General features: G+C 60.3%; 21 protein-coding genes and 1 pseudogene. 6 read left to right on the top strand and 16 right to left on the bottom strand.

Features of this window, described 5'->3' with window-relative positions; genetic code table 11:
* From B3P22_RS16825 to B3P22_RS16800, 6 genes and pseudogenes are all read left to right on the top strand, one after another.
* Nucleotides 1-173, top strand: a 173-nt coding sequence (locus tag B3P22_RS16825) for a MotA/TolQ/ExbB proton channel family protein (protein ID WP_296271775.1), incomplete at its 5' end; no start/stop codon positions are given.
* A 13-nt stretch (nt 174-186) separates the two neighbouring features.
* A complete protein-coding gene (tolR, locus tag B3P22_RS16820; RefSeq protein ID WP_296271773.1) occupies nt 187-630 on the top strand; it encodes a protein TolR in 444 nt (147 codons plus the stop codon).
* A 1-nt stretch (nt 631) separates the two neighbouring features.
* On the top strand, nt 632-1,450 hold the full coding sequence (locus tag B3P22_RS16815) for an energy transducer TonB (protein ID WP_296271772.1): 819 nt from the start codon (nt 632-634) through the stop codon (nt 1,448-1,450).
* Between the two features lie 207 nt (nt 1,451-1,657).
* Nucleotides 1,658-1,945: pseudogene (locus tag B3P22_RS16810) on the top strand (tyrosine-type recombinase/integrase); the annotation flags it as partial.
* Between the two features lie 111 nt (nt 1,946-2,056).
* A complete protein-coding gene (locus B3P22_RS16805; RefSeq protein WP_296271774.1) occupies nt 2,057-2,422 on the top strand; it encodes a type II toxin-antitoxin system RelE/ParE family toxin in 366 nt (121 codons plus the stop codon).
* Nucleotides 2,415-2,747 carry an XRE family transcriptional regulator gene (locus B3P22_RS16800; RefSeq protein ID WP_296271771.1) on the top strand — a complete coding sequence of 111 codons (333 nt, stop codon included), beginning with the start codon at nt 2,415-2,417 and terminating at the stop codon, nt 2,745-2,747. Before B3P22_RS16805 ends, B3P22_RS16800 begins: the two co-directional genes overlap by 8 nt.
* A gap of 147 nt (nt 2,748-2,894) precedes the next feature.
* On the opposite strand, the gene B3P22_RS16795 is transcribed toward B3P22_RS16800, so the two are convergent.
* The 16 genes from B3P22_RS16795 to B3P22_RS16720 form a co-directional block, all read right to left on the bottom strand.
* Nucleotides 2,895-3,632 (bottom strand): hypothetical protein, encoded by a 738-nt coding sequence (locus tag B3P22_RS16795; RefSeq protein WP_296271770.1) that lies wholly within the window; start codon nt 3,630-3,632, stop codon nt 2,895-2,897.
* A 58-nt stretch (nt 3,633-3,690) separates the two neighbouring features.
* Nucleotides 3,691-4,884 carry a site-specific integrase gene (locus B3P22_RS16790; protein WP_296271769.1) on the bottom strand — a complete coding sequence of 398 codons (1,194 nt, stop codon included), beginning with the start codon at nt 4,882-4,884 and terminating at the stop codon, nt 3,691-3,693.
* 213 nt (nt 4,885-5,097) lie between these two features.
* On the bottom strand, nt 5,098-5,349 hold the full coding sequence (locus B3P22_RS16785; protein ID WP_296271768.1) for a hypothetical protein: 252 nt from the start codon (nt 5,347-5,349) through the stop codon (nt 5,098-5,100).
* Entirely contained in the window at nt 5,346-5,894 is a 549-nt protein-coding gene (locus B3P22_RS16780) for an HNH endonuclease signature motif containing protein (RefSeq protein WP_296271767.1), read from the bottom strand. Before B3P22_RS16780 ends, B3P22_RS16785 begins: the two co-directional genes overlap by 4 nt.
* Nucleotides 5,891-6,346, bottom strand: a complete 456-nt coding sequence (locus B3P22_RS16775; RefSeq protein WP_296271766.1) for an ead/Ea22-like family protein — start codon at nt 6,344-6,346, stop codon at nt 5,891-5,893. The genes B3P22_RS16780 and B3P22_RS16775 overlap by 4 nt, the downstream gene beginning before the upstream one ends.
* Nucleotides 6,343-6,558, bottom strand: a complete 216-nt coding sequence (locus tag B3P22_RS16770) for a hypothetical protein (protein WP_296271765.1) — start codon at nt 6,556-6,558, stop codon at nt 6,343-6,345. The genes B3P22_RS16775 and B3P22_RS16770 overlap by 4 nt, the downstream gene beginning before the upstream one ends.
* The gene (locus tag B3P22_RS16765; RefSeq protein WP_296271764.1) at nt 6,558-7,244 is read right to left on the bottom strand and encodes a hypothetical protein; all 687 of its coding nucleotides are present in this window, start codon (nt 7,242-7,244) and stop codon (nt 6,558-6,560) included. Before B3P22_RS16765 ends, B3P22_RS16770 begins: the two co-directional genes overlap by 1 nt.
* Nucleotides 7,235-7,441: a hypothetical protein gene (locus tag B3P22_RS16760; protein WP_296271763.1), complete on the bottom strand. Its 207-nt coding sequence runs from the start codon at nt 7,439-7,441 to the stop codon at nt 7,235-7,237. The genes B3P22_RS16765 and B3P22_RS16760 overlap by 10 nt, the downstream gene beginning before the upstream one ends.
* A gap of 137 nt (nt 7,442-7,578) precedes the next feature.
* Nucleotides 7,579-7,851, bottom strand: a complete 273-nt coding sequence (locus B3P22_RS16755; RefSeq protein WP_296271762.1) for a hypothetical protein — start codon at nt 7,849-7,851, stop codon at nt 7,579-7,581.
* Nucleotides 7,848-8,348, bottom strand: coding sequence for a hypothetical protein (locus tag B3P22_RS16750; RefSeq protein WP_296271761.1), 501 nt, complete (start codon nt 8,346-8,348; stop codon nt 7,848-7,850). Before B3P22_RS16750 ends, B3P22_RS16755 begins: the two co-directional genes overlap by 4 nt.
* 11 nt (nt 8,349-8,359) lie before the next feature.
* Nucleotides 8,360-8,617 (bottom strand): hypothetical protein, encoded by a 258-nt coding sequence (locus B3P22_RS16745; protein WP_296271760.1) that lies wholly within the window; start codon nt 8,615-8,617, stop codon nt 8,360-8,362.
* Nucleotides 8,614-9,096 (bottom strand): hypothetical protein, encoded by a 483-nt coding sequence (locus B3P22_RS16740; protein WP_296271759.1) that lies wholly within the window; start codon nt 9,094-9,096, stop codon nt 8,614-8,616. The genes B3P22_RS16745 and B3P22_RS16740 overlap by 4 nt, the downstream gene beginning before the upstream one ends.
* The gene (locus B3P22_RS16735; protein ID WP_296271758.1) at nt 9,093-9,779 is read right to left on the bottom strand and encodes a hypothetical protein; all 687 of its coding nucleotides are present in this window, start codon (nt 9,777-9,779) and stop codon (nt 9,093-9,095) included. The genes B3P22_RS16740 and B3P22_RS16735 overlap by 4 nt, the downstream gene beginning before the upstream one ends.
* Before the next feature lie 354 nt (nt 9,780-10,133).
* Complete coding sequence (locus B3P22_RS16730; protein WP_296271757.1) at nt 10,134-10,514, bottom strand: response regulator transcription factor; 381 nt, start codon at nt 10,512-10,514, stop codon at nt 10,134-10,136.
* A gap of 503 nt (nt 10,515-11,017) precedes the next feature.
* Nucleotides 11,018-11,602, bottom strand: coding sequence for a hypothetical protein (locus B3P22_RS16725; RefSeq protein ID WP_296271756.1), 585 nt, complete (start codon nt 11,600-11,602; stop codon nt 11,018-11,020).
* A gap of 41 nt (nt 11,603-11,643) precedes the next feature.
* Nucleotides 11,644-12,321: a DUF3800 domain-containing protein gene (locus B3P22_RS16720; RefSeq protein ID WP_296271755.1), complete on the bottom strand. Its 678-nt coding sequence runs from the start codon at nt 12,319-12,321 to the stop codon at nt 11,644-11,646.
* Between the last annotated feature and the right edge of the window lie 120 nt (nt 12,322-12,441).

The raw sequence follows: 12,441 nt of genomic DNA, 5'->3' as shown, positions 1-12,441 counted from the left end.
TCGCCACCGCCATCGGCCTGTTCGCGGCGATTCCCGCGGTGATGGCCTACAACCGCTTCTCGGCACGTAGCCAGACGCTGATCGCCCGCTACTACGCCTTCGGCAACGAGTTGCAAGGGCGCCTGCACCGCCGTCTGAACGGCACGGCGCCGAGCATGGCCGCGGCAGCCTGAGGAGGAGAGCGCAATGCTGGTTCGACCGAAGCACAAGCACGGCCTGAAGGCCGAGATGAACGTGGTGCCCTACATCGACGTGATGCTGGTGCTGCTGGTGATCTTCATGGTCACCGCGCCGATGCTGGTTCAGGGCGTACAGATCGAGCTGCCCAAGGTGGCCGCCGAGGCGCTGCCGACGCCGGGGGAGCAGCGCATTGTCACCCTGTCGGTGAAGGAGGACGGCAGCTTCTACTGGAACCTGGGCAGCGAGGTGAACGTCGAGGCGCAGACCGACAGCGCGGTGGACAAGAACGAAATGCGCGAGAAGATCGCCACTCTGGTTGCCGCCAGCCCTGATACACAGGTGTACGTGCGCGCCGACCAGAACGCCGACTATGCGTCGGTGGTGGCTGGCATCGCCGAACTGCAGCGTGGCGGTGTCAGCCGCCTGGGCCTGATTACCGAGGCGCCCTGAGATGAACGGTCTGACTCTGGAAATCCCCGCGTCCCGTTTCGTCTGGCCGGCCTGGCGTGAACACGGCTTTGCCCTCGGCGTCGCGCTGGCCCTGCATGTCGGGCTGGCTTACCTGTTGCTCAACCTGTCCCACCCGGCGCCGCTGCCGGCGCCGGTTTCGGCGGTGCTCACCACCCAGTTGATCACCTTGCCGGTGCCAGTGGTGCCGCCAGCTCCCGCACCGGCGACCGCCGAGCCGCCAGCGCCTGTTCCAGTGCAGGAACCTGAACCGGTGGTCCAGGCGCCGGTGGTCGAGCAGGCCGATCTCGCCTTCAAAAGGGTGGAGCAGGAGCGCCAGGAAAAAGCCCGCCAGGTGCAGCGCGAACGCCAGCACCGTGAGCAAGCACTACGCCAGGAACGCCTGGCCCGTGAGCAGCAACAGCAGCAGGCGCTGAAGGAACGGCAACTGGCCCAGGCCCGCCAGGCCGAGGCCGAGCGCCTGGCTGCAGCCGAACGCCAGGCCGCGGCGAATGCCGCAGCCGCCGCTGCACATGCCGAGGCCGAGGCTGCCAGCCGCCAATACCTGCCCATCGCCAAGCAGGCGCCGGATTACCCCCCGCGCGCTTTGGAGCGCAAGATCGAGGGCGAATGCACCGTGGCCTACACGGTCAATGCCGCCGGCCGAGTGGAAGACCCGCAGGTGGTGGGCATCTGCCACCCCATGTTCGTCAAACCCTCGCTGGCGGCTGCCAGGACCTTTCGCTACCAGCCCCGGGTGGTCAATGGCCAGGCGGTGGCCGTGGCCAATGTGAAGAACACTTTCAGCTATCGGATTCAGTGAGCGTCGAAGGCGCCCTGAATCGATATTGGTGGCGCTCATCGAGGCGCGGCAGCGTTCTGTAAGTCTTCGCAGACTGTCGTGCTCGCCGGGCTGCTGGAGGAGATTCGGCATGGCTGGAATACCCGGCATGGCGAGATGATCACCCTGATCCGTCTGGCCACCGATGCTCGATGATCAGAGGCTGAGCCGACCGGCCTGCGCAGTGGCGTGATCACCCCCAGCGGAAACAGAAACGGCAGGGTTCGTTCGGTGCCGGTCATTGCAGAGCTAGAGGCAAAGATCGTCAGGCACTGGAAACAACACGGCCAGCCAAACTCGGCTATCACCTCGATCCGCCGCGCCCTGGCCAGGACGACAATACGCCTACCGAAAGGCCAGGCCGCTTACTCCCTGCGCCACACCTTCGCCAGCCACTTCATCCAGAACGGCAGCAACATCCTCACCCTGCAGAAAATCCTGGGTCACTCCAGTCTGGCCATGACCATGCGCTATGCGCACCTGGCGTCGGATCATCTCTGCAGGTCGCGGTACTCTTTGGCCCGCTCAGGCCTCTATAATGTGGGTATTCCATTGATGGAATATTCCTTTGAGGTTATATTTTTTACCGTGACTTGGGATATCGAATACACCGACGAGTTCGGTGAGTGGTGGGAAAGCTTGTCTGTTGAGGAGCAGGAGTCTGTTGCGGTGTCAGTCCAGCTCCTGGAGGCGCGGGGCCCGTCACTTGGCTTTCCGCACAGCAGCGGAATCAATGGCTCTCGTCACAGCCACATGCGGGAGCTGAGGACGCAGCACGAAGGCCGACCCTATAGAACCCTGTATGCATTCGATCCCAGGCGTTCGGCTATTTTGCTGATTGGTGGCGACAAGACTGGTGATGATCGTTGGTATGACATCAACGTTCCGCTGTCTGATCGCCTGTATGACGAACATCTGGAACAGCTTCGAAAGGAGGGCTTGATAGATGGCTAAGAAATTTGCAGAGCTACGCGCAAAAATGGCGCCTGAGGCTCAAGCTAGGGTAGAGGCCAAAGTCCAGGAGCTGCTTGCAGAGATGCCGCTTAATGAGCTGCGCCAGGCTCGTGGGTTGTCACAGAAGGTGCTGGCTGAGGTGCTGCATGTACAGCAGCCATCCATTGCCAAGATGGAAAGGCGTACTGACATGTACATTTCCACTTTGCGTAGCCACATCGAAGCCATGGGTGGTCAGTTGGATGTCATTGCCCGGTTTCCCGATGGTTCGGTGAAGATCAGTAATTTTTCAGACATCGAAAGCGATCTTCTCCAGCAGGCTTAACGCTTCGACACCTTTTCGACACCCAAAGAAAAACCCCTGACTTTCTCTAGGAAAATCAGGGGCTTATTTGGTGGAGCCGGGGGGATTTGAACCCGCGTCGTGGTCTTTCAGTTCGCGGCCTGCATGGCTGAAGCTGTCATAACGCTGTCATTTATTAAGTTTCTTGAACGTTATCTTGCCGTCTTCAAGCCCGTGCTCCCAGAATGTTGCTTCATTCCATAGAGACGCGCTAATAGGAGAGATGCCGTCAAGGTTGTCTCTCAACAAAGCTATAGGGTCTCCGTGTTGCTTCATCTCACTGCTTAGTTTGTAGGTGATTCTAGTAGAAACCTCGCCGCCAGCCCTCATGCTAAAGTACCCATCGCTATCGATAGTAAAGCTCTCGCGGATAACCATACTTTCCGGTGTTCCGCCTATTCTTCGTGAGTGCAAAAATAGTCGTTTGGCGAGTTTGCAGTAAGATCTATAAGTAGAACGGTCGGTTACCGATCTTCGTACCTTGTTAAGGTTTTCTATATAGTCCTCACCATCCTTTACCTGTATCGGATATCTAGCATCAGATAAAACCGCACGCTCAAGGTCCTTCAGGAGTTTTTCGTCTGTAGTGGCCAATGGGAAGTCAATAAATTTTGCAAGCTTGGTGTAGCGGTGCCCAAATTTATTTCGCGAAAGGTGGATGAATAAGTCTTCGGCACATCCAGATAGGAGCCTTGCTAGAGATGACTTCAAATACATCTCTATGGCATATCCCATCAGTAGAATTGACGCTTTTGGCAATGCCCGGTCTATTGTTGATAGGCGTATAAAACTGCCTACTTTGTTTTCCTGGACTTCATTTGGATATTTAAGCAGCTTTCTTCGTTCAACTAGCCATTGCGCCCTCATTGTTCTAGATGCCAGAAGAAGTGAATGTCCTTCCGCCAGCCAATCGTTAGGGTTGAACTCACCTACGCTCTTTGTCGTCAGTCGACCTATCGATGCCAATTTCCCTTCCCTCATTCCAAAACAACATTGCTTTGCTTCCTGCCGAGTCATCTTCGCTTGGCATCCACCTACCGTAAACCCTGGCGATCATAGTCCAGTCACTATGCCCCATCTGGCCTGCCACCCACATCGGGTGCTCACCGGCCGAGAGCATCATCGAAGCGTAGGTGTGTCGGGTTTGGTAGGGGCGGCGGTACCGGACCCCAGACTTCCTCACCGCGTGCGCCCACATGGTCTTCCTGATCGGCTGATCACCTTTCCAGCGCTCCATGGTGCGTGGGTTCTGGAACACTTCGTTGCCGGCCAGGAACGTGTGCGCTTTCTGGGCCACCAGGGCTTCCATGGCTGGAGCCAGCAACTTGATGCGCCGCTTTCCCGATAGCGTCTTGGTTACCTCGGCTTCGCCGGCCGCTGCCTGCGTCATCGCCCTGGTGACGTAGACCTCTCCCTTCAGCCAGTCGATGTCGCCCCAGTCCAGGGCGACCAGCTCGCTGGTGCGCATGCCCGTCCATAGCGCGAACTGAACCAGGTTCCTGGCCTGGCCATCGAGGGCCGCCAGGATGGCACGCTGTTCCTCCGGACTGAAAGGATCGACGTCGTCCTCCTTCACCTGGTCCTTGCGGGAGAAGGTCCACCCGGCCAGCGGGTTAGTGTCGATCAGCTCGTCATTGTCCACGGCGTCGTTCAGCGCCGAGCGCAGGCAGCTCTGGATGTTGCTCAGCGTCTTGTTCGACACCTCCAGCTTGTTCAGCCAGTCGCGCACGGTCTTGCGCTTCAGGTCGACCAGTAGGGTAGGGCCGAGCGCCGGCACCAGGCGCAACTCGACTATCTTCCTGTAGCCCTCGAACGTACTGCTGGAAACGTGCTGCTTCTTGCCGGCCAGCCACTTGGTTAGGAAGCCGGCCACCGTCTCCTGGCTGGCCTCGGGCGCGAACTTCGCCGCCCTGGGCGAGCCGGGGAACGTGACGGCATAGTCGAACGTGCCGTTGGCGATCGCGTATTCGACCGCCGCTTTGTGCTGCTCGGCACGCTTCAGGTTAGTGGCGGTGGGCTTGAGCGCGATCCTCTCCCGGCACCTGACGCCGCGATACATGAACGTGATTTCGATACTGGAATCCGAGACTGCCCTGACTCCCCGCCCATCTCTACCCATCTCTCATACCCCACAACGTCCATCAGCGTCCGGCCATCCGGCGCCCGCATCCATATCTCGCCCAACCGCCAGATCCCGTCACGAATCTTCGAGCGAATGGCGTCCTCGGTGTAGCCTGTCTCTGCAGCAAACTTTTTCACTGTCAGGTATCGCACGGCGGCACCTCCCCATCACTGCGCGCCACGTTTTCGTGTTTCGGCGTTTCGTGGCGCGTCACTTTTTCGCCCCGCTGATCGCCGGCGGCAGGTCGGGCTTCGACTCGATGAACGCGCTGTTATTCACGACACCGCCAACATGGCGGATGTAGTCGACTTCCACGCGGGCGCTTTCCACAATCACCTTGGCCACGTTGCTCACCGCGTCAGCCTTGCGAACCGCCGCATCGAGCTTGTCGCCTTCGGCATCAGCCAGGTTCTCCAGGGCGACGAACAAGTGGTCGCGCAGGTCTGAGAGTTTGTTTTTCATTGCTGGCGCTTCCTCTTGATGGTCTTCTTGATTTCGTTCTGTAGGTGCAGGATGTCGACGACCTCTTCCGGGAGGCCCTTGTAGTTGTGGTTGTGGCGAAGCTGGTTTTCCGCCGTTGTGCGAAGGCAGAGGTTGGCCAGGTCGACGTTGCCGATGTTCCCGTCCCTGGCTGTGACGATCATTCCTTCGGGCACCGGGCCGTTTGCCCGCTCCCAGATGTGCACATGTAATGGCTTCCACACGTCTGGCTGCGCTACCTTGATCAAGGTGTACCGCCCCTTGCGATGTGTGCTCCCTATCGGGCGAGGCTGCTGGCCTGGTTTAACACCGCGCCGTTCGCAAGTGCGCAGGAAGCTGGCCCGAGACATCTCTGACCGGTGCTCTGCCGTCTTCGAAATGCGAAACCCGGCAGCCCTGAGCGTTATGGCCGTCTTGGTGCGGCCAGGCAGCAGCGCAACCATGGCGTCATTGGTGGTGGTCGGGTAGTGCTTGCGAATGATGTCGTCCTCGGCATCTGTCCACTTCGCGCGGGTGCGGACCATCATTCGCCCTCCGCCGTGCCGCCAACTTGACTGCGCACTGCCAGCGCAGCCCGGTAGCCGGACAGCTCATCCATGTCGCGCTGGTATTCTTGGCGAGTCACCGGGTGCATATCGGCTGGGTCTTGCCCGTGATACTTCTGCAGCATTTCGCCGTGCAGGGAGTCCGCGCAGTCGGACAGCTGGCGCTTCACGTTGGCCAACTCGGCGGCGAGCTGGTTCTGCTCGTCGAGCAGCGCGATGATCGTCGCCGGGTTTGCTGCTGCAACGAATGCCGCATTAGCGCCGCTACCCTCGTAGCCTTGCTGCAGAGTCCCGGCCCGGCCTTGGTGGTAGAAGCGGGCCACGGTTTTTACCGGCACTGAAGACGATACGCTTCCGCAGCCGTGGTCATGCCATGGGCCTGGGGTTGCGAGCTTGGCCAGCCTGCGAAGTTCTACCTTATCGATACTCATCATTCGGTCTCCACGCGAGGCCTGGTTGCCTCGTTCACCTGACGCAGCAACTCGTCGACGCGCTCGTAGCGGAGCTGGCCCCAGCCGAGCTCGGCGTCATAGCGCTGGCCGTCTTTCGCCAGAACGATCACCCGGTCGTTGTACTCGGGCGTTTCGATCATCGCGATCTGGTCGGCGGCAAGGTGCACGCGCTGCGATATGCGGATCATGGTCATCAGCGCCCGTCCTTGCGGTCGATCACCGCCGTGCTGCCGTCTCGGTTGTGCACCACCAGGGATGGCGCGTTGCGCTGCATGCTGCCGTCTGGCTGTACGGTGTAGGTGGGGACGCCGTACAACGGGCTGCCTGGTTCGAATGGGCTGGGCAGCTTGTCGATGTTCTCCGCCATCCACTTGACCATGTGGTGGTTGACCGCCTCGCAGGTGGGACCCATGTCGAAGAAGAAACCGGTCTTATCGGCCTTGGCCAGATAGATGCTGCTGTCCTCATACTTGCCGATGTGCAGCAAGCCCATCAGGCCGTGCTCTTCGTATTCCGGGCGAGCCTCGTGCCAGTGCACGCGATTGACCGCATAGATCGCCGCGACCTCCTCGAACGGCAGGTGCTTCACCATGTCGCGAGGGGAGTGCGCCAGCCACGAACCGATGCTTCGCAGGATCCCGCGCTGGTTTTCGGTGAAGTCGCGGTATGCCTCCTGAACATCGGCGAGGCGGGCGGCTGTGAATGGCAGCCCCTTGCTGAGTTCTGCGATTTTCTTGCGATACGGAGCGCCGAAGTGCTCCAGCTCGGCCAGCACCTCGCGGCATACCCGGCGTGAGAGGATCAGGTCCATTCTCAAAGTGCGCCCGTTGACGTTGGACATGTCCCAAAGGCGCTGGTAGTGCTCGGTTTTCATGCGCATGGCCTGTCCTCCTGCGAGCGAATGAGGTCGATGATCTCGGTGATGCCAGCGGCATAGCTGGCCGGCCTGCCGGTGCAGGCCAGCTGCAAGTTGCCGATCAGTTCTTGGGTGCCGGCATGGGTGTGCAGCAGGGACCGAGCGGACAGCACCAGGTCGCTGGCGAAGCGCCGGCCTTCCAGCTTCATGAACAGATTCACCGGGCCACCTGCTGGTACTGGCGCTGCTGCCGGGGAGGGCATGCTAATTTTTTCGGCCTTCGATGTAGGCGCTGCCAAGTGGCTGGTGCTGGCCAACAGACGCCGCGCCTTGGCCAACAGCCTTGCGGTTTCGGGCGTCATAGGTGGAGCCTCTCCAGGCGCTGCAGGCGCACCTGCCCAACCCCGGCGGGACGTTGCTCGCCGGACAGGATGGTCGCGTCGGCTGGCTCTGCCTGGGGCTGGGCCGTGGTGCTGATCACCACCCCTTTGCACAGCTGCTCGATGGCCTGCTCGCGGGTCGCCTGTCGGGCGTCGTCGCGCTGGTTCAGGGCCACGTGAAGCATCACGAAATGCACAAGCGCCACCACGCCCAGGCAGATGCAGAGGAACTTCCACCTGGACAGGTTCATGCCCGTGACCCCTGAATCGCCTTGGCAATGACGCCGCCACAGACCGACTCGCGCTGGATCACCCGCCGGCAGATGCGCTCGATGGCCAGCAGCAGCTCGGCGCCTCGTTCATCTGCGCTGCTCGAGCTGGCGCGGGAAAGGGCATCCAGAACAAGCTGCTCCGGTTTCGGTACTCCGATTATCAGCCGGATCTGTTCTGCCACCTGCTGGTAATGCTTGGCGGCCTTCTCGGCACCACCAGCCTTGAGCTTGTCGGCCTGATGCTCGAGCAGGGCGACTGCCGAGTGAATCGGAGAAGCCGGATCGTCCATCGCCTCCAGGCGTGAGAGAGCATCACCGTCACAGGTGCTGGCAATGATCGCAGTACCTCGACCGATCGCGACCGGCGCGCCCAGCTGCAGGAACGGCAGGATCGATTGCAGGGACTGGCCTTCACCGGCGCGCAGCACCACGGTGACGCGATTTTCGGGCACAGCTTGGTCTTTGATGGTATCCATCTGGAGTAACCTCAGGCGTGGTTGGCGGGGGCGCGGAGAGCGTCCGGAGGTGCGGGGAGGGTGTCGAGATCGTGCTCGACAGCTCGAATTTTCAGTGTCAGCCCGCAGGCAGCGGCCAGACCCTGCAGTTCGGTGACGGTGCTGGAGGGCTTCTGCAGCGCCGCACCGAGCAGCACCAGGCGAGCGCCCAGGTCGGCGATGGGGTTAGCGTTCGCGGCAGCTGCTTCGGCTGCCAGTTCTGCGACTGGGACGTGTGCGGTAGCGGTCATCGGGTCGTCTCCTGTGCCATGGGGGCTGCTAAACCGCGACGAGCTGCACGAGTAACGAAACCCGCGACCGATGACATCTTGGCCTGGGCGTCCGCGTGCTCTCGACGCTTTTCGTCACTCAGCTCTGCGTGACGGATGTGCGTGACATGGCTGGCCAGCTTCCTCAGTTCACGATTCACTCGGGCGAAGGCGGTCTGCCATGCGTAGTCGACTTGGTTGTTCGGATCGACGAGTTCGTAACCGGCGCCGCGCACGTTGCGCAGCGCAAGCTGGTGCTGCTCAAGCAGCTCCTGCCGCATTGCGTCCATGTTGCTCAGGAAGGCGAACTGGTATTCCTTGAACTGGGCGATGCTCTCCGGCTCGATCAGATGGAACGAGCTGGCCAGCCAGTCCAGTGTGATGATGTCCCCGTACTTGAAGCCTTCGGCGATGTCCTTCGCGGCCTGGCGCCATTCGGGGTGCAGAGTCGTGATGCTCATTCCACCACCTCGACAGTGAAGCGTCCGAACGCACCGCCTTTCTCTGGGCGGTAGTCGAGCAGGCCCACGAACAGGCCGGCGTTCTCGGCAGCACGGATCACGTCGTCGCGGTCGACCATCTCAGGGCTGAACATGATGTTCACCGTGGCCGACCAGCCCGCAAACTTGGGGCGATAGCGGATCAGTCGAGAGGTACCGACCACCACGCTGCGGGCATCAACGAATCGCGGATCGGCGTAGAGCTTCTCAGGATCACGCGGCCCGGTGTATTCCAGCTTGCAGCGGTCATCCAGCACCAGCACGCCGCGCTTGAACGCTGCGCCCAGCTTCTGGATCTTCGCCGCGCCGACCAGGGCGCTCTTCACGTTCAGACCGGGCAGGAAAGGGCCTACCTCTGCATCGTGGTAAAGCGATCCAAGCCACTCACTTTTAGCAATGTCGGCGTGGTCTTCGTCGAGCTTCTTACGCTTCGAGGTCAAAACCTTGTGCGCCTTGGTCGCCGGGTCCAGCGGGTTAGCGAAGCGGTCGCTGTGCATCAACAGCGGCGACTGGCCTACCAGCTTCAGTTTGATCGTCTGCATGCTTTTCTCCAGGCAAGCCGGGGGCCTGCCGCGTTTGTTGGCTTTCGAAAGTTCGTTCTGTTTAGGGGTTGCTTCGTAATGCTGGCTGTCGCCAACCAGCATTACGCTGAAACCCTCCAGCCCATGCCCTGCCTTGCCGCGCCCAGCCATGCCCTGGCGCGCCCCGCCTTGCCCCATGTTGCTTTCGCACCGATCAACCACCTCGCTAGAAGTGGCTGAACGCTGACCAGCAGCCCTTGCCATGCCTCTCCCGGCCCGACAGCGCCGCGCCACACCCGGACATGCCTCGCCACATGATGACTATCGCCACCGGCCTGCCCTCCCGAAGCAGAGCAGGCCGCTGATTACAGCCCTTGCCAAGCCAGGCCGGGCCAAGCCCCGCCTTGCCTCACCTAGCCTTACCGCGCGATGCTTTCGCACCGGACAGCGCCCTCAGTCGAAGGCGCTCGCCGCTGCTTAGGCCACCACCAAGCGGTTTGCTGACTCCTCGACCCGGCGAACGGACAGGCGCAGCTCGGCGCGCCGGCCAGGTTCTGGGCGACGGATAACGGTCGACGGGGTGTGCTGCAGAGCGATGAGCGCCGACAGGAAGATGCAGGCAGGAGCGATGATGCCGCGGCGGAAAGCGGTAGCGACTAGCTCTGCACGGCGCCGCACGCCCAATTTCGTGGTCAACGCCAACAAGCGCTTGTCGATCGTTCCTGGGGCGACGCCAAGTTCACGCGCAGCCTCTTTCGAGGAGTGGCCTGCAGCCACGGCCAGCAGGCAGCGCAGCTCTTGCAGAGCGGCGCCCATGCCCAGGTGACCCTTCAAGCCGTGTTCGACAATCGTGTTCATGTGTTGCGCTCCATGCTGGGCAGTGATGAATAGAAGTTACCTGCAGGTTATTTTATTGTAAATACCTGCGGGTAATTATTTTGGCTCAACAGTCTCGACATGACACGCGAGTAATGGCGTGGTGCAATCGCCACCTCGAACACTACGGAGGTGCTATGCGATACGTGCTTAACCTGGCTATGCCGCTGGCCCTGACTTGCTCAGGCCTGCTGATCCTGACTGTGCTGTCGTCACTGAATGGGAAGGGCGGAATGCTTCATGCCCTGGGCGAGATGGCCAGATCCGCTTTCCCGTTCGTAGCAGCCGCAACGCTGGCCGTTGCTGCTTGGGGCTGCTACCGGTTCTATCGGGTCTTGCGATGGGAAAGCGGGGAGAGGGATGGCGACTGCCGCCAGTGCGGAGGTGATACCTCGCAGCTCACCGGCCGCTACGGGCCATATGTGAAGTGCAGGATGTGTGGTGGCAAGCGGGAGGGGTGGCGGTGATCAAGCTTTCTCTATGGGCTAGCAGCCTCCGCAGACGCCGTTCAGCCCTGGGGCAGATGCTTGGCCAGGCGTGAAACCGGACAGCCAGCGCTCTAATGCTACGACAGAGTCTTTGGAGTCCGTAATCTTGTGGCCAGGACCTAGCTTGACGATGCCGGCCAGTCGTTCGGGGAGAGGTTGAGGGGCCGAGCCGAAGTACCAGAACCTGACGGAGATCAGCACGTTTTTCCCGGCCAGATCATGATTCATATGGCGCGGACAGTGGTGCTCGTTCTCTCGCTGGAACCAGGTGCCATTGCAGTCCTGGAAGTAGATGTTATCGCCGCACCTCTGCTCGATGGTGCCGCTCGGAACAGGTTGTTTCATTTCGAAGGCTTGGCTGGCGCCATATTCGGCCATTGCCAGAACAGTATCGATTTGCGCCGCGTAGATGACCTTACCTGAGAATCCTTTCGTTGTTGAGCCGGTCCCTACAAGCCAATCGCCAATCTTGGCCGTGCGTCTGATGACCGGCTTGCAGGTGGCCAGCGTGCATACGCCGCCGTATGGGTTCGGGGCGAAGCCGCTATCGTGGACGATGACGTATGAGTAGATCTTGGGCATAAACGTTCAGTCGTATGAAAAAGCCCGGCGCAATGGCCGGGCTAGTACGGGCGTTCAGGATTGTTGTAGATCAGCTTCGGCTGGAAGAACTTCGCCAGGTGCCTGTAGGGCTGGGATGAACGGTCTTCGTAATGGCTCTGTGCAATGCCTGAAAGCATGTCAGCGAACTGCACGCATAGGTTCTTCGAGCTGTCGCAGGGCTGCGCCTTCAAAACTGTCTCTACATGCATTTTCATCCATAGTTCCATCTGCAGATAGTCAAACAGGCTGTTGCCGCTGCGAACCTTGATGCTGCGGTCGTCTGTCAGCATGATCACCTGATCGTACTTTCCCATCTCCTTGAGAAGCAGCAGTCCAATCATGAAGTTGTAGAGCTTGTTGGGGTCTGAGCGGATGTGCTGCCGCACATTTTCCTTTCGAGCTGTTATCGATAGGTACTTGATCTCGCCGCTGCTGGCCTCCGCAATCTTGCGAGCAGCTTCTGAAAAGGCGATGCGTTCCTCAGGCAGCATTCTGGCCCACTTCTTTTCCTTGTCAGTTGGCCAGTTCATTTTGTCATAGAGCTTTCTCATCGCCCGCGCCGGGGCGTGGACATGCTGCTCAGGGACGACTAGTGCTGCAATGGTGAGGAATCGGCTTGATCCGCCGTCTCGATAGGGCTTGTCTAGTTTCCAGCCCAAATCCCCGCTCTCGTCGAGGAATAAGAACAGTTTCGTCATTGATCACGAAACCGGAAGAAGGGGTGGTGCAAACCCTGGGACCGACGCTCTTACAGAGCGCTTACGATACAAATCATGCTTCGCGGCAAGCCCAGGCTTTACTTGCACCACACGCAAATC

This window comes from Pseudomonas sp. UBA6323, from assembly GCF_002439135.1.
Taxonomy (GTDB): Bacteria; Pseudomonadota; Gammaproteobacteria; order Pseudomonadales; family Pseudomonadaceae; genus Aquipseudomonas.
The sequence above is the reverse complement of the archived record's forward strand: the minus strand, read 5'-3'. Positions and strand labels throughout refer to the sequence as shown.

Bases quoted from the DNA above. Each gene is read 5' to 3' on its own strand.
- B3P22_RS16740 (WP_296271759.1), bottom strand. From the start codon at position 9,096: ATGAGCATCACGACTCTGCACCCCGAATGGCGCCAGGCCGCGAAGGAC.
- B3P22_RS16775 (WP_296271766.1), bottom strand. From the start codon at position 6,346: ATGATGAGTATCGATAAGGTAGAACTTCGCAGGCTGGCCAAGCTCGCA.
- B3P22_RS16765 (WP_296271764.1), bottom strand. From the start codon at position 7,244: ATGCGCATGAAAACCGAGCACTACCAGCGCCTTTGGGACATGTCCAAC.
- B3P22_RS16795 (WP_296271770.1), bottom strand. From the start codon at position 3,632: ATGAGGGCGCAATGGCTAGTTGAACGAAGAAAGCTGCTTAAATATCCA.
- B3P22_RS16815 (WP_296271772.1), top strand. From the start codon at position 632: ATGAACGGTCTGACTCTGGAAATCCCCGCGTCCCGTTTCGTCTGGCCG.
- tolR (WP_296271773.1), top strand. From the start codon at position 187: ATGCTGGTTCGACCGAAGCACAAGCACGGCCTGAAGGCCGAGATGAAC.
- B3P22_RS16735 (WP_296271758.1), bottom strand. From the start codon at position 9,779: ATGCTGGTTGGCGACAGCCAGCATTACGAAGCAACCCCTAAACAGAAC.
- B3P22_RS16800 (WP_296271771.1), top strand. From the start codon at position 2,415: ATGGCTAAGAAATTTGCAGAGCTACGCGCAAAAATGGCGCCTGAGGCT.
- B3P22_RS16720 (WP_296271755.1), bottom strand. From the start codon at position 12,321: ATGACGAAACTGTTCTTATTCCTCGACGAGAGCGGGGATTTGGGCTGG.
- B3P22_RS16785 (WP_296271768.1), bottom strand. From the start codon at position 5,349: ATGAAAAACAAACTCTCAGACCTGCGCGACCACTTGTTCGTCGCCCTG.
- B3P22_RS16780 (WP_296271767.1), bottom strand. From the start codon at position 5,894: ATGATGGTCCGCACCCGCGCGAAGTGGACAGATGCCGAGGACGACATC.
- B3P22_RS16790 (WP_296271769.1), bottom strand. From the start codon at position 4,884: ATGGGTAGAGATGGGCGGGGAGTCAGGGCAGTCTCGGATTCCAGTATC.
- B3P22_RS16755 (WP_296271762.1), bottom strand. From the start codon at position 7,851: ATGAACCTGTCCAGGTGGAAGTTCCTCTGCATCTGCCTGGGCGTGGTG.
- B3P22_RS16745 (WP_296271760.1), bottom strand. From the start codon at position 8,617: ATGACCGCTACCGCACACGTCCCAGTCGCAGAACTGGCAGCCGAAGCA.
- B3P22_RS16725 (WP_296271756.1), bottom strand. From the start codon at position 11,602: ATGCCCAAGATCTACTCATACGTCATCGTCCACGATAGCGGCTTCGCC.
- B3P22_RS16750 (WP_296271761.1), bottom strand. From the start codon at position 8,348: ATGGATACCATCAAAGACCAAGCTGTGCCCGAAAATCGCGTCACCGTG.
- B3P22_RS16770 (WP_296271765.1), bottom strand. From the start codon at position 6,558: ATGACCATGATCCGCATATCGCAGCGCGTGCACCTTGCCGCCGACCAG.
- B3P22_RS16730 (WP_296271757.1), bottom strand. From the start codon at position 10,514: ATGAACACGATTGTCGAACACGGCTTGAAGGGTCACCTGGGCATGGGC.